Here is a 19,953-nt window from a genome sequence, read left to right as displayed (position 1 = left end):
GCCTTCGGCAGCTCCTACAGGGAGTGTGTTGAATCTTTGGCATAAAAAAAGCACCCCGAAGGGTGCTTTTTTTCGTTTCGCGAGAAGCTTAGCGCTTCAGCGAGGCTGGCAGGTGCGGCTGGATCGCCGTCAGCACTGCCTTGAAGCATTTGGTGTTGCCGGCAACGATATGGCCTTTTTCAAGGAAGTCGTGACCGCCGGTGAAGTCGCTCACCAGGCCGCCAGCTTCTTGAATCAGCAGGGCGCCTGCAGCCATGTCCCACTCGGACAGGCCCGACTCCCAGAATGCATCGAAACGACCGGCAGCCACATAGGCCAGGTCCAGGCTGGCCGAACCGGCGCGACGGATGCCGGCAGTCTGGCCGACCAGGGCGCGGAACATGCCCAGGTAGTTGTCGAGGTTGTCCATCTGATCGTCACGGAACGGGAAGCCGGTACCCAGCAGGGCGCCGTCGAGGCTGGTGCGACCGCTGACGCGCAGGCGACGACCGTTCAGTTGCGCGCCGCGACCACGGCTGGCGGTGAATTCTTCCTGGCGAACCGGGTCCAGAACAACAGCGTGTTCCAGGCGACCACGGTATTTGCAGGCGATGCTGACAGCAAAGTGTGGAATGCCGCGCAGGAAGTTGGTGGTGCCGTCCAGCGGATCGATGATCCACAGGTATTCTTCGCCTTCGATGCCGGTACCGGCGTGCAGGCCAGTCTCTTCACCACGGATCGAGTGGTTCGGGTAAGCCTTGCGCAGCGCGTCGATGATTTTCTGTTCGGCGGCGCGATCCACCTCGGATACATAATCCTTGGCGTCTTTTTCGTCGACCTTGATGGTATCCAGGCGCTCGATGGAGCGGAAGATCAGTTCACTGGCGCTGCGGGCGGCGCGCAGCGCGATATTCAGCATGGGCTGCATGGATGTGTCACCTAAGGTTGTTAAAGAAAGCCGCGCATTCTATCAGAACTTTTCTTCAGGTGAAGGTTGCTGTTCGCTTTCATAGCTTAACGGTAGGCTGTTCTGTAAGATTTGCACCCCTTTCCTGTGTCCGAGAGCGCCTCCCTTGCTGCAGAACATTCGTGTCGTCCTGGTCAATACCAGCCACCCCGGCAACATCGGCGGGGCCGCGCGCGCCATGAAAAACATGGGTCTGTCGCGCTTGGTGCTGGTCGAGCCGCGCCTGTTTCCGCACCACGAGGCCGATGCTCGCGCTTCCGGTGCCGGTGACATCCTTGAAAACGCCCAGGTTGTCGCCACCTTGGAAGATGCCTTGGTCGGCTGCAATCTGGTACTCGGCACCAGCGCCCGTGACCGGCGTATTCCCTGGCCGCTGCTGGACCCGCGCGAATGCGGCACCAAAGTGGTTGAGGAAGCCGGGCAGGGCGCAGAGATTGCACTGGTGTTCGGCCGTGAAGATTCCGGCCTGACCAATGACGAGCTGCAGCGATGTCACTTTCACGTGCACATCCCCTCCGATCCTGAGTTCAGTTCGCTGAACCTTGGGGCGGCGGTGCAGGTGTTGAGCTATGAAGTGCGTATGGCATGGCTGGCCGCACAAGGTCAGCCGAGCAAGATCGAGAAGGAAGAAGTGGCTTCGGTAAAAAGCGCCGAGCTAGCGACCATGGATGAGCTGGAGCGATTCTATGAGCATCTGGAGCAGACGCTGATCGCCATCGATTTTCTCGATCCTGAGAAGCCGCGGCACCTGATGGCGCGCCTGCGCCGGTTGTACGGACGCAGCTCGGTCAGCCGGGCGGAAATGAATATTTTGCGTGGCATCCTCACGGAAACCCAAAAAGCGGCCCGTGGTGAGCTTCTGAAACGGAAGGACTGAATGATGTTTGAGCGTTTGCGTGAAGATATCCAAAGCGTATTCCATCGAGATCCGGCGGCGCGTAACGCTTTTGAAGTCCTGACTTGCTACCCCGGTATGCACGCGATCTGGATTCATCGCTTGGCCGGGATGTTGTGGCGCAATGACCTGAAGTGGCTGGCGCGTCTGGTGTCGAACTTTGGTCGCTGGTTGACCGGGATCGAGATTCACCCAGGGGCGAAAGTCGGTCGACGCTTCTTTATTGATCACGGCATGGGCATCGTCATTGGCGAAACCGCCGAGATTGGCGATGACGTGACTATCTATCAGGGCGTGACCCTCGGCGGCACAAGCTGGAACAAAGGCAAGCGTCATCCGACCTTGGGTGATGGTGTTGTTGTCGGTGCTGGAGCGAAAGTGCTTGGGCCATTCACTGTCGGCGCCGGGGCCAAGGTCGGCTCCAACGCTGTGGTGACCAAGGAGGTGCCGCCGGGCGCGACGGTCGTGGGTATTCCGGGGCGAATCATCGTTAAATCCGATGAGGAGCAGGACGCCAAGCGCAAGGCCATGGCCGAGAAAATCGGCTTCGATGCCTATGGTGTCAGCGAAGACATGCCTGACCCGGTGGCGCGCGCCATCGGTCAGTTGCTTGATCACCTGCAAGCGGTGGATGGGCGACTGGAGGGGATGTGCGGCGCACTGAAGGATCTGGGCAGTAATTACTGTGCGAAAGATTTGCCTGAGCTGCGCGAAGAGGATTTCGCCTGTGTAAAAGGCAAAGACGAATCCAAAACTGGCTGACACCCCTGCGGCAGCTCCTGCACGGCACATCCGGCAACCGGTGTGCCATTAAGCCGCAGACCCTGATATCATTCGCGCGCTCTTTTGCGGGTAAACCCGACTAAAGCACTAGGTCTTATAGTTGACTTAAATGCTCGGGAATTGCATACTCCCGCTCATTCTGAACTCCGTGGTAACTGTCCATGCGACTGACTACAAAAGGCCGATACGCCGTGACCGCCATGCTCGACCTGGCGTTGCACGCGCAGCACGGGCCGGTGTCCCTGGCCGATATCTCCGAGCGCCAAGGCATCTCCCTGTCCTATCTCGAACAGCTTTTCGCCAAGCTGCGCCGCAGCAACCTGGTATCCAGTGTTCGCGGTCCGGGCGGTGGCTACCAGTTGTCCCGCGACATGCAGGGCATTCAGGTTGCACAGGTGATCGATGCGGTTAACGAATCGGTTGATGCTACCAAATGCCAGGGCCAAGGCGATTGCCATTCCGGCGACACTTGCCTGACCCATCACCTGTGGTGCGACCTTAGCCTGCAGATTCACGAATTTCTCAGCGGTATCAGCTTGGCTGATCTTGTGACTCGCCGTGAGGTGCAAGAAGTAGCCCAGCGTCAGGATCAGCGTCGTTGCAATGGCAAGGCGCCGCGCCTGGACAAGATTGAAGCGTCCGCCGTCGAATGACAGCCAAAGAGCTAGCGGCACGCCAGCCAGCCTGATTTAGGAGATAGTCCATGAAATTGCCGATTTACCTTGATTACTCTGCGACCACCCCGGTCGATCCGCGCGTTGCGCAAAAAATGAGTGAATGCCTGCTGGTCGACGGAAACTTCGGTAACCCGGCTTCCCGTTCCCACGTGTTCGGCTGGAAAGCTGAAGAGTCCGTCGAAAACGCTCGTCGTCAGGTGGCCGATCTGGTCAACGCTGATCCGCGTGAAATCGTCTGGACGTCCGGCGCCACCGAGTCCAACAACCTGGCAATCAAGGGTGCGGCACATTTCTACGCCTCCAAGGGCAAGCACCTGATCACCTCCAAGATCGAGCACAAGGCTGTCCTCGACACCATGCGCCAACTCGAGCGTGAAGGTTTTGAAGTCACCTACCTTGATCCGACTGAAGACGGTCTGATCACTCCGGCCATGATCGAAGCCGCTTTGCGCGAAGACACCATCCTCGTGTCGGCCATGCACGTGAACAACGAAATCGGTACCGTCAACGATATCGCCGCCATCGGCGAGCTGCTTCGTTCGAAGGGCATCCTTTTCCACGTTGACGCTGCTCAGTCCACTGGCAAGGTCGAGATCGACCTGCAGAAGCTGAAAGTCGACATGATGTCGTTCTCTGCCCACAAAACCTACGGCCCTAAAGGCATCGGCGCGTTGTACGTCAGCCGCAAGCCGCGTGTGCGCATCGAAGCGACCATGCACGGTGGCGGTCACGAGCGTGGCATGCGTTCCGGCACCCTGGCGACTCACCAGATCGTTGGTATGGGCGAGGCGTTCCGTGTAGCTAAAGAAGACATGGCTGCTGAAAACGTTCGTATCCAAGCCTTGAGCGACCGTTTCTACAAGCAGGTCGAGCATCTGGAAGAGCTGTACGTCAACGGCAGCCTGATCGCCCGCGTTCCGCACAACCTGAACCTGAGCTTCAACTACGTTGAAGGCGAGTCGCTGATCATGGCGCTCAAGGATCTGGCGGTTTCGTCCGGTTCCGCCTGCACCTCGGCATCGCTTGAGCCTTCGTACGTACTGCGCGCCCTGGGCCGCAACGACGAACTGGCGCACAGCTCGATCCGCTTCACCTTCGGCCGTTTCACCACCGAAGAAGAAATCGACTACGCCGCGCAGAAAGTCTGCGAGGCCGTTACCAAGCTGCGCGCTCTGTCGCCGCTGTGGGACATGTACAAAGACGGTGTCGACATTTCGAAAATCGAGTGGGCGGCACACTGATTTCAAGTCGCCGCGAACCGGCCCTGCGCCCCACGGTTGCAGGGCTTAAAGAGCGACTCTCTGATGAGTGAGGATTAAGCATCATGGCTTACAGCGAAAAGGTCATCGACCACTACGAAAACCCGCGCAACGTCGGCAAGATGAACGCGGAAGACCCGGATGTCGGCACTGGCATGGTCGGCGCTCCGGCGTGCGGCGATGTCATGCGCCTGCAAATCAAGGTCAACGATCAGGGCGTTATCGAAGACGCCAAGTTCAAGACCTACGGCTGCGGTTCGGCAATCGCTTCCAGCTCCCTCGCCACCGAGTGGATGAAGGGCAAGACCCTGGATGAAGCCGAAACCATCAAGAACACCCAGCTGGCCGAAGAATTGGCCCTGCCACCAGTGAAAATTCACTGCTCGGTATTGGCTGAAGACGCTATCAAAGCGGCTGTTCGCGATTACAAGCAGAAGAAAGGCTTGATCTGACTTTCTGGATTTGGCGACGAGTAAGGAGTCAACGATGGCTATCAGCATGACAGAAGCGGCTGCTCAGCACGTGCGACGCTCCCTCAACGGGCGCGGCAAAGGTGAAGGGATTCGTCTGGGTGTTCGCACCACAGGTTGTTCCGGCCTTGCCTACGTGCTGGAGTTTGTCGACGAGGTGGTTGAAGAGGATCAGGTGTTCGAAAGTCACGGCGAGAAAGTGATCATCGACCCGAAAAGCCTGGCCTACCTGGACGGCACCGAACTCGATTTCGTCAAGGAAGGGTTGAACGAAGGCTTCAAGTTCAACAACCCCAACGTGCGCGGTGAATGTGGCTGCGGCGAAAGCTTCAACATCTGAGGCTTGTCGTGGGTATTCCTTGTCATTTCGCTTTATTCGAGCTGCAACCGAGCTTCCGTCTGGATCTCGAGCAGTTGGCCACGCGCTACCGTGAGTTGGCGCGCGGCGTTCATCCTGACCGTTTTGCCGACGCTTCCGAGCGCGAGCAGCGGTCGGCGCTCGAGCAGTCTGCGCGGCTTAACGATGCTTATCAGACGCTCAAGAGCCCGCCGCAGCGTGCGCGCTATCTGCTGAAAGTCAGCGGGCATGAAGTGCCGATGGAAGTCACGGTTCACGACCCCGAGTTTCTTCTGCAGCAGATGCAGTGGCGCGAAGAGCTCGAAGACCTCCAGGACAGCGCCGATCTGGACGGTGTCGCGGTGTTCAAGCGTCGCTTGAAAGTGGCTCAGGAAGAACTCAACGAAAGCTTCGCAGCCTGTTGGGATGATGCAGCGCAACGCGAACAGGCCGAACGCCTGATGCGACGCATGCAATTCCTCGACAAGCTCACCTACGAAGTGCGCCAGTTAGAAGAGCGCCTCGACGATTAACCCAGTGCCGCTCCGGTCGCACGCCTGATATACAGATAAGTCCTGATCACGATGGCCCTACTGCAGATCGCCGAACCCGGCCAAAGTCCTCAACCGCACCAGCGTCGTCTGGCTGTGGGGATCGACTTGGGCACTACCAATTCGCTGGTCGCTGCGTTGCGCAGTGGTCTTTCCGAGCCATTGGCCGACGCTGACGGGCAGGTCATCCTGCCGTCTGCCGTGCGTTACCACGCCGATCGCGTCGAAGTCGGCGAGTCAGCCAAGCTGGCAGCCGCTTCCGATCCTTTGAACACCGTGCTGTCGGTCAAGCGCTTGATGGGTCGTGGTCTGTCCGACGTCAAGCAATTGGGCGAGCAACTGCCATACCGCTTTGTCGGTGGCGAGTCGCACATGCCGTTCATCGACACCGTGCAAGGCCCGAAAAGCCCAGTCGAAGTTTCCGCCGATATCCTCAAGGTGTTGCGTCAGCGTGCTGAAGCGACTTTGGGTGGCGAACTGGTCGGTGCGGTAATCACCGTTCCGGCGTATTTCGACGATGCCCAGCGCCAGGCCACCAAGGATGCGGCGAAACTCGCCGGTCTGAATGTGCTGCGCCTGCTCAATGAGCCGACCGCCGCCGCTGTGGCTTACGGTCTGGATCAGCACGCTGAAGGCCTCGTAGCGATTTATGACTTGGGCGGCGGCACCTTCGATATTTCGATTTTGCGTCTGACTGGCGGTGTTTTCGAAGTCCTGGCCACCGGCGGCGATAGCGCGCTGGGCGGCGATGACTTCGATCACGCGATTGCCGGCTGGATCATCGATAGTGCGGGTCTGTCCGCCGATCTCGATCCGGGCGCACAACGTAATCTGCTGCAAACCGCCTGCGCGGCCAAAGAAGCCCTGACCGATGCGGCCAGTGTTGAAGTTGCCTATGGCGACTGGAAAGCACAGCTGACCCGCGAAGCCTTCGATGCGCTGATCGAGCCGATGGTCGCGCGTAGCCTGAAAGCCTGCCGCCGCGCCGTTCGCGATTCCGGCATCGAGCTGGATGACGTACACGCCGTGGTCATGGTCGGCGGTTCGACTCGCGTTCCTCGTGTTCGTGAAGCCGTCGCCGAAGCGTTCGGTCGTCAGCCGTTGACTGAAATCGATCCGGATCAAGTGGTGGCCATCGGGGCTGCGATCCAGGCCGATACCCTGGCTGGCAACAAGCGCGATGGCGGCGAACTGCTGCTGCTCGACGTGATTCCGTTGTCCCTGGGGCTGGAAACCATGGGCGGCCTGATGGAGAAGGTGATTCCGCGCAACACCACCATCCCTGTCGCTCGTGCACAAGATTTCACCACTTATAAAGACGGCCAGTCGGCCATGGCGATCCACGTATTGCAGGGCGAACGCGAGCTGATCAGCGATTGCCGCTCGCTGGCGCGCTTTGAATTGCGTGGCATTCCAGCAATGGTGGCCGGTGCGGCGAAGATTCGCGTGACCTTCCAGGTCGATGCCGACGGTCTGCTCAGTGTTTCCGCCCGTGAACTGGGTTCGGGCGTTGAGGCGAGCATTCAGGTCAAGCCGTCCTACGGCCTGACTGACGGCGAAATCGCCAAAATGCTGAAAGATTCGTTCCAGCATGCCAATGACGACAAGGTCGCCCGCGTCCTGCGCGAGCAGCAAGTTGATGCCCAGCGCCTGATCGAGGCGGTGCAGGGCGCTCTGGAGACTGATGGCGAGCGTTTGCTCGACGCCGAAGAGCGCATGGTCATCGACATGCAAGTGCAGGAACTGACCGAACTGATGAAAGGTACTGATGGTTACGCCATCGAGCAGCAGACCAAGCGTCTGTCGCAAGTGACCGATGCTTTTGCTGCCCGCCGCATGGATCTGACGGTGAAAGCCGCTCTGTCGGGGCGCAATCTGAATGAAATCGAGGATATCTGATGCCGCAGGTCATTTTTCTGCCCCACGAGAAGTTCTGCCCTGAAGGCATGGTGGTCGAGGCTGCGCCCGGCACATCGATTCTTGAGCTGGCCCACGAACACCACATCGAGATGGAAAGCGCCTGCGGCGGCGTCTGCGCCTGCACCACGTGCCACTGCATCATCCGCGAGGGTTTCGACTCGATGGAAGAGGCTGACGAGCTGGAAGAAGACTTCCTCGATCGTGCTTGGGGCCTGGAAGCGCAATCGCGCCTTGCCTGTCAGGCTATCGTTGGTGAAGAAGACATCACCGTCGAGATTCCGAAATATTCGCTTAACCATGCGGCCGAAGCGCCGCACTGACTGGTAATACTGTCATGAGCTACGGTTGGAATGATGTTCAACGCATTGCAGAAGAATTGGCCGAATCCAAGCCGGATGTGAATCCAATTTCTGTCAATTTCGTCGACTTGCAGCGATGGATCATGGAACTTCCCGATTTTGACAACGCCTCTGGCCGTTGTGGCGAGAAGGTGCTGGAAGCGGTTCAGGCGCTCTGGATCGAAGAAGCAGACTGATCGTCCTCGCAGGTTAGGCAATACCCAAGAACCCGCGTATAATTCGCGGGTTTAATTTTTCGCAAATTACCGTTTCTGGAGTTACACCATGGCTGTTCAACGTACTTTCTCCATCATCAAGCCTGACGCAGTTGCAAAAAACGTCATCGGCGAGATCACCACTCGTTTCGAAAAAGCAGGCCTGCGCGTTGTAGCTTCGAAACTGAAGCAACTGTCCAAAGCTGAAGCTGAAGGCTTCTACGCTGAGCACAGCGCTCGTGGTTTCTTCGGCGATCTGGTTTCCTTCATGATCTCCGGTCCAGTTGTTGTTCAGGTTCTGGAAGGCGAAAACGCTATCGCTCTGAACCGTGAGCTGATGGGCGCTACCAACCCTAAAGAAGCTGCTGCCGGCACCATCCGCGCTGATTTCGCTGATTCCATCGACGCCAACGCTGTTCACGGTTCGGACTCCGAAGCCGCAGCTGCTCGTGAAATCTCGTACTTCTTCGCAGCTACTGAAGTAACCACTCGCTAAGCATTGGCTTAAGAGTGAAGGTGAATCCATGACTACATCGACTGTAAAAACCAACCTGCTGGGTCTGACTCAACAGGAAATGGAAAAATTCTTCGACTCAATCGGGGAGAAGCGTTTCCGTGCCGGTCAGGTAATGAAATGGATTCACCACTTTGGTGTCGATGATTTCGACGCCATGACGAACGTCAGCAAGGCCTTGCGCGACAAGCTCAAGGCTATTGCTGAGGTCCGTGGTCCTGAAGTGGTCAGCGAGGACATTTCCAGCGACGGCACCCGTAAGTGGGTGGTGCGCGTGGCGTCCGGCAGCTGTGTCGAGACCGTGTACATTCCCCAGGGCAAACGCGGCACTCTATGCGTTTCGTCCCAGGCAGGCTGTGCCCTGGACTGCAGTTTCTGCTCCACCGGCAAGCAAGGCTTCAATAGCAACCTCACCGCCGCCGAAGTCATCGGCCAGGTGTGGATTGCCAACAAATCTTTCGGCAGCGTCCCGGCAACCGTCGACCGTGCCATCACCAACGTGGTGATGATGGGCATGGGTGAGCCGCTGCTGAACTTCGACAACGTCGTGGCCGCCATGCATCTGATGATGGATGACCTCGGCTACGGGATCTCCAAGCGCCGCGTGACCCTGTCCACGTCGGGTGTGGTGCCGATGATCGATGAGCTGGCCAAGCACATCGACGTCTCCCTGGCGTTGTCCCTGCACGCACCGAATGACGCATTGCGTAACCAATTGGTGCCGATCAACAAGAAATATCCGCTTAAGATGCTGCTCGAGTCGTGCCAGCGCTACATGTCCGCCCTTGGCGAGAAGCGTGTGCTGACCATCGAGTACACCTTGCTCAAGGACATCAACGATAAAGTTGAGCATGCGGTGGAAATGATCGAGTTGCTGAAGAACATTCCGTGCAAGATCAACCTGATCCCGTTCAACCCGTTCCCGCATTCCGGGTACGAGCGGCCTAGCAACAACGCTATCCGCCGGTTCCAGGATCAGCTGCATCAGGCCGGTTTCAACGTCACCGTGCGCACCACCCGTGGTGAAGACATCGACGCCGCTTGTGGTCAATTGGTAGGGCAGGTGCTGGATCGCACCCGCCGCAGCGAACGTTACATCGCCGTGCGTGAGTTGAACGCCGACGGCGATCTGGCACAGAACGCTGCGAACACTAACTAAGAGAGGATCTCTATGTCCCTGCGCTTTGCGCTGCTGTTGCTGCTGGCCAGCCTATGTGCTGGTTGTGTTCTGTCGGGTGACTACAACCCGATGAAGACCAGCAAGGGCCGCGACGAGGCGCGCGCTGCCTATGTGCAGTTGGGGCTGGGATACTTGCAGCAAGGCATGACCGAGCGGGCCAAGGTGCCGCTGAAGAAGGCGCTGGATCTGGACGACTCGGATCCTGACGCCAATGCTGCCCTCGGGCTGGTGTTTCAGGCCGAAATGGAGCCGAAACTGGCTGACGAGCACTTCCGCAAGGCCTTGTCCGGTCGCCCCTCCGATGCGCGCATCCTCAACAACTACGGCAGTTTTCTCTACGAAGAACAGCGTTACAAGGAAGCCTACGAGCGTTTTGAACAGGCCGCCGCCGATACCCTGTATCCTGAGCGTTCGCGTGTGTTCGAAAACCTCGGCATGACCGCATCGAAGCTGGGGCAGCGCGATCTGGCGCAGCAGCAACTGGAAAAAGCCCTGCGACTGAACCGTCAACAACCGCGCGCGCTGCTCGAAATGGCTGAGTTGTCATTCGAAGACAGGCATTATGTGCCCGCACGTGACTATTACGACCGTTTCAGCCTGCTTACCGAACAAAATGCACGTAGTCTATTGCTCGGTGTTCGGCTGGCAAAAGTGTTTGAAAATCGCGACAAGGCCGCCAGTTATGGCCTGCAATTAAAACGACTCTATCCCGGTACGCCGGAATATCAGCAATACCTGTCGGAGCAATGATGAAAGCGGCGCATCCCGAAGTTGTAGCAGCGAATCGCGTTAACCCCGGTGAGACCCTGCGCCAGGCACGCGAAAGCAATGGCTGGTCGCTGGCCGAAGTGGCCCTCAAGCTCAACCTCACCGTGACTTCCCTGAGTAATCTTGAAGCCGGCGCTTTCGACAAGCTGCCGGGGCATACCTTCGCTCGCGGTTACATTCGCGCCTATGCCAAGTTGCTCGGCATGGATCAGACCGTTCTGGTTCAACAGTTCGACCAGTCCACCGGCACCGACTCCCAGGGCAGCAATGTCCATGCGCTCGGTCGTATCGAAGAGCCGGTGCGTGTTTCTCACACCATTTTGCGTATCGTCAGCCTGCTGTTGCTGATCGCGGTCATCGGCGGTGGTTTCGTCTGGTGGCAGGATCAGACTTCGCAGCGCACCAAAGACTTGACCAGCCTGGCTCCGGAGCACGTCGAAGTCGAAGGCGCCGATGGCACCACGCAGATTCACCCGATCGATGAGCCGGAAGATCAGGCCGTCGCCGAAAATCAGGCCGAGGGCGCAACCGCTCTGGCGCTGCCGCAATCGGAAACTACCGCTGAATCGACCGGCGCCGAGCCTGCCGCTCCGGCAACCACTCCAGCGGCACCGACCGCTCCCGTTGCAACGCCAACTGCACCGGTTCATACGCCAGCGCCAGTGGCCGCCACTCCGGTCACCCCAGCTGCGAACGTGCCGGCCACTCCAGCGCCGACCGTCACCGCACCGGTTGTTCCTGCGACGCCTGCACCAATCGCAGAAGCGACCGCACCGCTCGCCGGAGAAGGTCAGGTGCAACTGCAGTTCACCGCCGATTGCTGGGCACAGGTCACCGATGGCCGCGGCAAGGTGCTTTTCAGTGGTCTGAAGCACAAAGGCGATAACGTTTCCGTTAGCGGTAAACCACCTCTTGCCGTGCGTCTGGGCGTGGCCCGCGCGGCACAGGTCAGCTACAACGGCCAGCCGGTCGATATCGCTCCGTTCACCAGTGGCGAGACTGCTCGCCTGAAGTTGGGTCAATAAGTCATGCACGGCGAATCTCCAATCAAACGTCGCGAATCGCGCAAGATCTGGGTCGGCAACGTACCGGTGGGCGGCGATGCGCCTATCGCTGTGCAGAGCATGACCAACAGCGACACCAATGATGTTGCCGCCACCGTGGCGCAGATCAACCGTCTGGAAGCCGCCGGTGTCGACATTGTCCGCGTTTCGGTGCCGGACATGGACGCCGCCGAGGCGTTCGGCAGAATCAAGCAACTGGTCAAGGTGCCGTTGGTTGCCGACATCCACTTCGACTACAAGATCGCCTTGCGCGTAGCCGAACTGGGTGTGGACTGCCTGCGCATCAATCCGGGTAACATCGGCCGTGAAGACCGCGTGCGTGCCGTGGTTGATGCTGCCCGTGATCGCGGGATCCCGATCCGCATCGGCGTCAACGCCGGTTCCCTGGAAAAAGACCTGCAAAAGAAATACGGCGAGCCGACCCCGGCTGCGCTGGTTGAATCAGCCCTGCGTCATGTCGAGCACCTCGAACGCCTGAATTTCCAGGACTTCAAGGTCAGCGTGAAGGCATCCGACGTGTTCATGGCCGTCGAAGCCTACCGTCTGCTGGCGAAAGAAATCGTTCAGCCACTGCACCTGGGCATCACCGAAGCCGGTGGATTGCGTTCGGGCACAGTGAAATCCGCCGTGGGCCTAGGTATGCTGCTCGCCGAGGGGATTGGCGATACTATCCGCATCTCGCTGGCGGCCGACCCGGTCGAAGAAGTGAAAGTCGGTTACGACATCCTCAAGTCTTTGCATTTGCGTTCCCGTGGCATCAACTTCATCGCCTGCCCGAGCTGCTCGCGGCAGAACTTCGATGTGGTCAAGACCATGAACGAGCTGGAAGGGCGCCTTGAAGACCTGCTGGTGCCGCTGGATGTCGCGGTGATCGGTTGTGTGGTCAACGGCCCCGGCGAAGCCAAGGAAGCCCATATCGGCTTGACCGGCGGTACGCCAAACCTGATTTACATCGATGGCAAGCCGTCGCAGAAACTGACGAATGACAATCTGGTGGACGAGCTGGAAAGGCTGATCCGCCAGAAAGCGGCCGAGAAGGTCGAAGCTGACGCAGCGGTTATCGCGCGCGGCTGAGCCTGACTGAAAGCCGAACGAATTTAAGGATTTAAATTGAGCAAGTCATTGCAAGCCATCCGTGGCATGAACGACATCCTGCCCGAACAGACTCCGCTGTGGCGTTATTTCGAGAGCACGGTCGCGCGTCTGCTGGATAACTACGGTTACAAACAAATCCGCATGCCGATCGTCGAGTTCACCGAGCTGTTCAAGCGCTCGATCGGTGAAGTGACCGACATCGTTGAAAAAGAGATGTACACCTTCGAAGACCGCAACGGTGACTCCCTGACCCTGCGTCCGGAAGGCACCGCGGCGTGCGTGCGTGCCGTGCTCGAGCATGGCATCACCGGCGGCGGCCAGGTGCAGAAGCTCTGGTACATCGGCCCGATGTTCCGCCACGAGCGTCCGCAGAAAGGCCGTTATCGTCAGTTCCACCAGATCGGTCTGGAGGTGTTCAACCTCGACGGTCCGGACATCGATGCCGAGCTGATCATCATGACCTGGCGCCTGTGGGGCGAGCTGGGCATTCGTGATGCGGTCAAACTCGAACTCAACAGCCTCGGCACCAGCGAGTCCCGTGGTCGTTATCGTGAAGCGCTGGTCGAATACCTCTCTGCGCACCACGACAAGCTCGACGAAGACAGCCAGCGTCGCCTGAAAACCAACCCGCTGCGCGTGCTCGACACCAAAAATGCCGACACCCAGGCCGTGCTGGTTGATGCGCCGAAGATGGCGGATTACCTCGACGACGAATCCCGTACCCACTTTGAAGGCCTGAAGGCCCGTCTGGATGCCGTTGGCATTCCTTACGTGCTCAACCCGAAGCTGGTTCGTGGCCTCGATTACTACAGCAAAACCGTTTTCGAATGGGTCACCGACAAGCTCGGCGCCCAGGGCACTGTTTGCGCGGGCGGCCGTTACGACGGTCTGGTCGAGCAGATGGGCGGCAAGCCGACCACCGGCGTTGGTTTCGCCATGGGCATCGAACGTCTGGTGCTGATGCTAGAAACCCTGGAGCAGATCCCGGAAGAAATCTCCCGTCAGGTCGATGTCTATCTCTGCGCCTTCGGTGAAGAAGCCGAGCTGGCGGGTCTGGCCTTGGCCGAACGTGTACGTGATCAGCTTCCAAACCTGCGTCTGCAAGTCAATGCCGGCGCCGGCAGCTTCAAAAGCCAGTTCAAGAAAGCCGACAAGAGCGGTGCGCTGTACGCACTGATCCTGGGTGACGACGAAATGGCCCAGCAAGTGGTAGGTTTCAAACCCCTGCGTGGCCAGGGCGAACAACAAAGCATTGCCTGGGATGCGCTTGCCGCTCACCTGGCCACCTGCGTCGTGCAGGGTTGAAGCTGTCTTAACAGCCGATTTAGCGATTAAGGAGTATTGGGGTGTCGAGTACCGAAGACGAACAGTTGGCGGATTTGAAGGACTGGTGGACACGCAACGGCAAACCTCTGGTCACCGGCGGCCTGTTGGCGCTGGTCATCGTGTTCGGCTGGCAGGCTTATCACAAGTATCAGGGCAACCAGTCGCAAGGCGCCTCGGTGCTCTATCAGCAACTGCTGGAAACCACGCTGACCCCGGACGGCAAGCCTGACGCAGCCCGCGTTGCGGATCTGGCCGGCAAGCTCAACAGCGAGTTCGGCGGCACTGCCTACGCGCAGTACGGCAGCCTGTTCGTGGCCAAGGTTGCGGTCGACAGCGGCAAGCTGGATGACGCGGCGACCGAGCTGAAAGCCATCGTCGACAAACCGGCCAACCCGGCGCTGGGCGAAATCGCCCGTCAGCGTCTGGCGCAGGTGCTGGGCGCGCAGAACAAGGCCGAAGACGCCCTGAAGCTGCTCGATGGCGATGCCGACAAAGCATTCCAGGCCACTCGCGAAGAACTCAAGGGCGACCTGCTGGTGCAGCTGGGCCGTACCGATGACGCGAACAAGGCGTATCAAAAAGCCAAGGCGGCACTGTCGGATGAAGCGGCGGTCGGTGGCCTTCAAATCAAGCTCGACGACCTGGCCAAAGGGGATGCGTGACGTGATCCGTTGGAAGCATGCAGCATTGCTGGCTCTGGCCCTTCTGGCCGCGGGTTGCAGCAGCAACAGTAAAAAAGAATTGCCACCGGCCGAGCTGACCGACTTCAAAGAAGAAGTGGTTCTGCAAAAGCAGTGGAGTCGTTCGATCGGTGACGGTCAGGGCGAAACCTACAACATGCTGGTGCCGGCGATCGACGGTGACACCATCTACGCGGCCGATGTGACCGGCGTGGTGATGGCCATGGATCGCAGCAACGGCGACGTGAAATGGAAACAGGATCTCGAACTGCCTGTCTCCGGCGCCGTTGGCGTGGGTTACGGTCTGGTTCTGATCGGTACGCTGCGTGGCGAAGTCGTCGCTCTGGACACCATCAACGGTGAAGAGAAGTGGCGTGCTCGCGTGAACAGCGAAGTCCTCGCGCCGCCGGCCAACAACGGCGACGTGGTGGTGGTGCAGACTCAGGACGATCGTCTGATCGGTCTGGATGCCTCCACCGGTACTCAACGCTGGGTGTATGACAGCACTCCGGCCGTTCTTACCCTGCGTGGCACCAGTGCACCGCTGGTGACCAACCGCCTCGCGGTGGCGGGTCTGTCGACCGGTAAAGTGGTCGCTCTGGACATTTCCAACGGCGTACCGGTGTGGGAACAACGCATCGCGATTCCACAGGGTCGTTCGGAACTGGAACGCGTTGTAGACATCGATGGCGGTCTGCTGCTTTCCGGCGGCACACTGTACGTTGCCAGCTATCAGGGTCGCGTTGCGGCACTGGATTTGGAAAGCGGTCGTCAACTCTGGCAGCGCGATGCGTCGAGCTACGCCGGTATCGCTCAGGGTTTCGGCAGTGTTTACGTGAGCCTGTCTTCGGGCACCGTTGAAGGCGTCGACGAGCGTTCCACCACCGCGCTGTGGAGCAACGACTCGCTGGCTCGCCGTCAACTGTCGGCTCCGGAAGTGTTCTCCAGCTACGTGGCTGTGGGTGACCTGGAAGGTTATCTGCATCTGCTAAGTCAGGTTGACGGTCGTTTCGTCGGCCGCGAGCGCATCGACAGCGACGGCCTGCGTGCCCGTCCGCTGGTGGTGGGTGACACGATTTATGTGTATGGCAACAGCGGCAAACTGGAAGCCCTGACCATCAAGTAACAACTATGCTTGGGGATAACACCCCAGGCAGCTTCACTTGTGGGAGTGAACCTGTTCGCCCCCACAGTGTTGCCCCGAGCACCAGCCGCTGCCTAGCAGCGGCTTTTGTATTTTCTGAAATAACGAAGTGGAGAGCCGCATGGTTCCCGTAATCGCCCTGGTGGGCCGACCGAACGTCGGCAAATCCACCTTGTTCAACCGCCTGACCAGGACTCGCGACGCCATCGTCGGCGACTTGTCCGGTCTGACCCGTGATCGCCAGTACGGTGAGGCCAAGTGGCAAGGGCGTTCCTACATTCTGGTCGACACCGGTGGTATCTCCGGTGACGAGCACGGTATGGACGAAAAAATGGCCGAGCAGTCGCTGCTGGCCATTGAAGAAGCAGATGTTGTGCTGTTCCTGGTAGATGCCAAGGCCGGTTTTACCGCCGCTGACCAGATGATCGCCGAACACTTGCGCAAACGTAACAAGCGCTCCTACGTGGTTGCCAACAAGGTCGACAACATCGACCCGGAAATGGCCCGCGCTGAATTTGCTCCGTTGGGCATGGGGCACGCGATTCCGATCGCGGGTGCTCACGGCCGTGGCATCACTCAGATGCTGGAAATCGCCCTGGGTGATTTCCCGAGAGACGAAGAAGAGCCGGAAGACGGCGAAGAAGAACTCGTTGCCGAAGGCGAGGAAGCCAAGCGCATTCCTGGCCCAAGCGAAAAAGACGGGATCAAGATCGCCATCATCGGTCGTCCGAACGTTGGCAAGTCGACCCTGGTCAACCGCATGCTCGGTGAAGACCGGGTAATCGTCTATGACCAGCCCGGCACCACCCGTGACAGTATCTACATCCCGTTCGAACGGAATGAAGAGAAGTACACGCTGATCGACACCGCCGGTGTGCGCAAGCGCGGCAAGATCCACGAAGAAGTCGAAAAATTCTCCGTGGTCAAAACCCTGCAGGCGATCAAAGACGCCAACGTGGTGATCTTCGTGATGGACGCCCGCGAAGGTGTGGTCGATCACGACCTCAACCTGCTGGGCTTTGCCATCGAGTCGGGTCGTGCGCTGGTGATCGCGATCAACAAGTGGGACGGCATGACGCCGAGCGAACGCGACTTCGTGAAGGTCGAGCTGCAGCGTCGTCTGTTCTTCGTTGACTACGCCGACATCCACTTCATCTCGGCGCTGCACGGTACTGGCGTGGGCAACCTCTACGCTTCCGTACAGAACTCGTTCAAGTCGGCGGTCACCCGCTGGCCGACCAACCGTCTGACCCAGATTCTGGAAGACGCTGTTGGGGAGCACGCGCCACCGATGGTCAACAACCGCCGGATCAAGCTGCGTTACGCCCACTTGGGTGGTGCAAACCCGCCGATCATCGTGATCCACGGTAACCAGATCGAGAAAGTACCGAAGTCGTATGTGCGCTATCTGGAGAACACTTACCGTCGTGTGCTGAAGCTGGTCGGTACGCCGATCCGCATCGAGTTCAAGGGCGGCGAGAACCCGTACGAAGGCAACAAAAACACGCTGACCGACCGCCAGGTCAACAGGAAGCGTCGGATGATGTCGCACACCAAGAAAGCCGACAAGAAGCGCCGCGACAAGAAGTGATGGAGATGGTCATTTGATCGTTCCCATGCTCCGCGTGGGAATGTATCCCGTGACGCTCTGCGTCACAAAAGCTGCGGACGCAGAGCGTCCAAGGCTGCATTCCCACGCAGAGCGTGGGAACGATCATTGAAAGAGAAGGGCGCCGGTTGGCGCCCTTTTTTTATGGGCGCCGGATGGGCTATTCTCGGGCTCTCCCGCGCCGTCGTCAGAGCCGGGTGTTGAGCAGGGATCCCCCGATGATCACCAGTAAACTGCCGAATGTCGGCATCACTATTTTCACGCAGATGTCTCAGCTCGCGGCGCAGACCGGAGCCATCAACCTGTCCCAGGGTTTTCCTGATTTCGACGGCCCGCAGTCCCTGCTCGATGCGGTCGGTCGGCATATTGCCAGTGGCCACAACCAGTATTCGCCGATGACCGGTCTGCCGGCGCTGCGCGAGCAGATCGCGGCAAAAATCGTCCGCAGCTATGGCGTGAGCGTGGATGCTGACAGCGAACTGACGGTGACGCCGGGAGCGACCCAGGCGATCTTCTGTGCGATTCAGGCAGTTATCCACAGCGGCGACGAAGTCATCGTCTTCGACCCGTGTTACGACAGTTATGAGCCTGCAACGGAGCTGGCCGGCGGTCGCTGCGTGCATGTGCAGTTGGCAAGCGACGACTTTTCCATCGATTTCGAGCAACTCAGCGCTGCCATCACGCCGCGCACGCGAATGATCGTCCTCAACACCCCGCACAACCCGAGCGGTGCCCTGATCAGCCGTGCCGAGCTGGATCAACTGGCCGCATTGATCCGCGATCGCGACATCTATCTGATCAGCGATGAAGTTTATGAACATCTGGTATTCGACGGCGTGACGCATGTCAGCGTGCTCGCTCACGAAGAGCTGTATCAACGCGCCTTCGTGGTCAGCTCGTTCGGCAAGACCTATCACGTCACTGGCTGGAAAACCGGTTATGTTGTCGCGCCGCCAGCGCTGACTGCCGAATTGCGCAAAGTGCATCAGTACGTGAGTTTCTGCGGCGTCACGCCGCTGCAATATGCCTTGGCTGATTACATGGCCGAGCACCCGGAGCACGTCGAAGAGTTGCCGGGCTTCTATCAGGCCAAACGCGATCTGTTCTGCGATCTGCTGGCACCGTCGCGATTCAGCTTTACCCGGGTCACCGGTACTTATTTCCAACTGGTCGATTACTCGCAGATCCGTCCCGACCTGAACGATGTCGAGATGGCCATGTGGATGACCCGCGAACACGGCGTGGCGAGCATTCCGGTGTCGGTGTTCTATCAGAGCCCACCCGAAGGCCAGCGCCTGGTGCGTCTGTGCTTTGCCAAACGCGAGGAGACGCTGCGCGAAGCGGCGGCAAAACTATGCGTGATCTGAGTATGTTGCCCGATCTCAATCTGGCGCTGATCCAGACCAGCCTGGCCTGGCATGATCGTCAGGCCAATCTCGAGCATTTCGATGTGTTGCTGGAGCAGGCGCGGGGGGCGGATCTGATTATCCTGCCGGAGATGTTCACCACCGGTTTTTCCATGGAATCAGAAACCCTCGCCGAAGCCGAGAACGGCCCGACCAGCAAATGGCTGCGGGTTCAGTCGGCGAAGCTCAACGCGGTGATCACCGGCAGTGTCATTATTCAGGCCGCCGACGGTAGCCATCGCAATCGCCTGTTGTGGGCGCGGCCCGACGGTGAAGTGCTGCATTACGACAAGCGCCATCTGTTCCGCATGGCCGGCGAGCACAACCATTACACCCCCGGCGAGCGCCAGGTGCAGTTCGAACTCAAGGGCTGGCGGATTCGGCCGCTGATTTGCTATGACCTGCGCTTCCCGGTGTGGAGCCGGGATGCGCAAGACACCGATCTGCTGCTCTACACCGCCAACTGGCCCGGCGCGCGTCGTCTGCACTGGAATCGTCTGTTGCCGGCCCGGGCCATCGAAAACCTCTGCTACGTGGCGGCGGTCAATCGTGTCGGTACCGATGGCAAGGGTTTCGCCTACACGGGAGACAGTCAGGTGCTGGATTTCCAGGGTGAGACGTTGCTGGCGGCGGGGGAGGCTGATGGCGTATTCAAGGTTGTGCTGGAAGCGGCGCCACTGGCGGCTTATCGCGAGCGTTTTCCGGCGAATCTGGACGCGGATACTTTCGAGTTCACTTGAGGCATCCGATCGTTCCCACGCGGAGCATGGGAACGA

General features: G+C 59.1%; 22 protein-coding genes. 21 read left to right on the top strand and 1 reads right to left on the bottom strand.

The annotated features are described in order from the left end of the window. Positions 1-88: 88 nt before the first annotated feature. Entirely contained in the window at positions 89-907 is an 819-nt protein-coding gene (gene suhB / locus IAI51_RS23475) for an inositol-phosphate phosphatase (RefSeq protein WP_016984379.1), read from the bottom strand. Positions 908-1,052: 145 nt separating this feature from the next. Here suhB and trmJ point away from each other — a divergent pair, with 145 nt between their 5' ends. From trmJ to IAI51_RS23370, 21 genes are all read left to right on the top strand, one after another. Continuing rightward, positions 1,053-1,823 (top strand): tRNA (cytosine(32)/uridine(32)-2'-O)-methyltransferase TrmJ, encoded by a 771-nt coding sequence (trmJ, locus tag IAI51_RS23470; RefSeq protein WP_187680640.1) that lies wholly within the window; start codon positions 1,053-1,055, stop codon positions 1,821-1,823. Between the two features lie 3 nt (positions 1,824-1,826). Further along, the gene (gene cysE, locus IAI51_RS23465) at positions 1,827-2,603 is read left to right on the top strand and encodes a serine O-acetyltransferase (RefSeq protein ID WP_187680639.1); all 777 of its coding nucleotides are present in this window, start codon (positions 1,827-1,829) and stop codon (positions 2,601-2,603) included. 182 nt (positions 2,604-2,785) lie between these two features. Further along, positions 2,786-3,277 carry a Fe-S cluster assembly transcriptional regulator IscR gene (gene iscR / locus IAI51_RS23460; protein WP_007956690.1) on the top strand — a complete coding sequence of 164 codons (492 nt, stop codon included), beginning with the start codon at positions 2,786-2,788 and terminating at the stop codon, positions 3,275-3,277. 50 nt (positions 3,278-3,327) lie between these two features. After that, positions 3,328-4,542 (top strand): IscS subfamily cysteine desulfurase, encoded by a 1,215-nt coding sequence (locus IAI51_RS23455; RefSeq protein ID WP_187680638.1) that lies wholly within the window; start codon positions 3,328-3,330, stop codon positions 4,540-4,542. 83 nt (positions 4,543-4,625) lie between these two features. Beyond that, complete coding sequence (iscU, locus tag IAI51_RS23450; protein ID WP_003227907.1) at positions 4,626-5,012, top strand: Fe-S cluster assembly scaffold IscU; 387 nt, start codon at positions 4,626-4,628, stop codon at positions 5,010-5,012. 34 nt (positions 5,013-5,046) lie between these two features. After that, the gene (gene iscA / locus IAI51_RS23445; protein ID WP_157710466.1) at positions 5,047-5,370 is read left to right on the top strand and encodes an iron-sulfur cluster assembly protein IscA; all 324 of its coding nucleotides are present in this window, start codon (positions 5,047-5,049) and stop codon (positions 5,368-5,370) included. Between the two features lie 8 nt (positions 5,371-5,378). Next, entirely contained in the window at positions 5,379-5,900 is a 522-nt protein-coding gene (gene hscB, locus IAI51_RS23440; RefSeq protein ID WP_187680637.1) for a co-chaperone HscB, read from the top strand. Between the two features lie 51 nt (positions 5,901-5,951). Beyond that, on the top strand, positions 5,952-7,817 hold the full coding sequence (hscA, locus tag IAI51_RS23435) for a Fe-S protein assembly chaperone HscA (RefSeq protein WP_187680636.1): 1,866 nt from the start codon (positions 5,952-5,954) through the stop codon (positions 7,815-7,817). Further along, a complete protein-coding gene (gene fdx, locus IAI51_RS23430) occupies positions 7,817-8,158 on the top strand; it encodes an ISC system 2Fe-2S type ferredoxin (RefSeq protein ID WP_007916885.1) in 342 nt (113 codons plus the stop codon). The genes hscA and fdx overlap by 1 nt, the downstream gene beginning before the upstream one ends. Positions 8,159-8,172: 14 nt before the next feature. Next, the gene (gene iscX / locus IAI51_RS23425) at positions 8,173-8,373 is read left to right on the top strand and encodes a Fe-S cluster assembly protein IscX (protein WP_187680635.1); all 201 of its coding nucleotides are present in this window, start codon (positions 8,173-8,175) and stop codon (positions 8,371-8,373) included. 88 nt (positions 8,374-8,461) lie between these two features. Continuing rightward, positions 8,462-8,887, top strand: coding sequence for a nucleoside-diphosphate kinase (gene ndk / locus IAI51_RS23420; protein WP_042560926.1), 426 nt, complete (start codon positions 8,462-8,464; stop codon positions 8,885-8,887). 28 nt (positions 8,888-8,915) lie between these two features. Then, entirely contained in the window at positions 8,916-10,064 is a 1,149-nt protein-coding gene (gene rlmN / locus IAI51_RS23415) for a 23S rRNA (adenine(2503)-C(2))-methyltransferase RlmN (protein ID WP_187680634.1), read from the top strand. Between the two features lie 12 nt (positions 10,065-10,076). Continuing rightward, entirely contained in the window at positions 10,077-10,835 is a 759-nt protein-coding gene (gene pilW, locus IAI51_RS23410) for a type IV pilus biogenesis/stability protein PilW (protein ID WP_187680633.1), read from the top strand. Continuing rightward, positions 10,835-11,878 (top strand): RodZ domain-containing protein, encoded by a 1,044-nt coding sequence (locus IAI51_RS23405; RefSeq protein WP_187680632.1) that lies wholly within the window; start codon positions 10,835-10,837, stop codon positions 11,876-11,878. Before pilW ends, IAI51_RS23405 begins: the two co-directional genes overlap by 1 nt. Before the next feature lie 3 nt (positions 11,879-11,881). Beyond that, positions 11,882-12,991: a flavodoxin-dependent (E)-4-hydroxy-3-methylbut-2-enyl-diphosphate synthase gene (ispG, locus tag IAI51_RS23400; RefSeq protein WP_095190527.1), complete on the top strand. Its 1,110-nt coding sequence runs from the start codon at positions 11,882-11,884 to the stop codon at positions 12,989-12,991. A gap of 36 nt (positions 12,992-13,027) precedes the next feature. Next, complete coding sequence (gene hisS / locus IAI51_RS23395) at positions 13,028-14,317, top strand: histidine--tRNA ligase (RefSeq protein ID WP_187680631.1); 1,290 nt, start codon at positions 13,028-13,030, stop codon at positions 14,315-14,317. 41 nt (positions 14,318-14,358) lie between these two features. Further along, on the top strand, positions 14,359-15,000 hold the full coding sequence (locus tag IAI51_RS23390; RefSeq protein ID WP_187680630.1) for a YfgM family protein: 642 nt from the start codon (positions 14,359-14,361) through the stop codon (positions 14,998-15,000). Next, the gene (gene bamB, locus IAI51_RS23385; RefSeq protein WP_187680629.1) at positions 14,993-16,144 is read left to right on the top strand and encodes an outer membrane protein assembly factor BamB; all 1,152 of its coding nucleotides are present in this window, start codon (positions 14,993-14,995) and stop codon (positions 16,142-16,144) included. The genes IAI51_RS23390 and bamB overlap by 8 nt, the downstream gene beginning before the upstream one ends. A 139-nt stretch (positions 16,145-16,283) precedes the next feature. After that, positions 16,284-17,753, top strand: a complete 1,470-nt coding sequence (der, locus tag IAI51_RS23380) for a ribosome biogenesis GTPase Der (protein WP_187680628.1) — start codon at positions 16,284-16,286, stop codon at positions 17,751-17,753. Between the two features lie 236 nt (positions 17,754-17,989). Then, a complete protein-coding gene (locus IAI51_RS23375; RefSeq protein WP_187680627.1) occupies positions 17,990-19,138 on the top strand; it encodes a pyridoxal phosphate-dependent aminotransferase in 1,149 nt (382 codons plus the stop codon). Continuing rightward, positions 19,126-19,917, top strand: coding sequence for an amidohydrolase (locus IAI51_RS23370; RefSeq protein WP_187680626.1), 792 nt, complete (start codon positions 19,126-19,128; stop codon positions 19,915-19,917). The genes IAI51_RS23375 and IAI51_RS23370 overlap by 13 nt, the downstream gene beginning before the upstream one ends. Positions 19,918-19,953 lie beyond the last annotated feature (36 nt).

Origin of the sequence: Pseudomonas sp. N40(2020) (assembly GCF_014472415.1) — a bacterium.
Classification (GTDB): domain Bacteria; phylum Pseudomonadota; class Gammaproteobacteria; order Pseudomonadales; family Pseudomonadaceae; genus Aquipseudomonas.
This window is presented reverse-complemented; position numbering and strand designations above follow the sequence as displayed.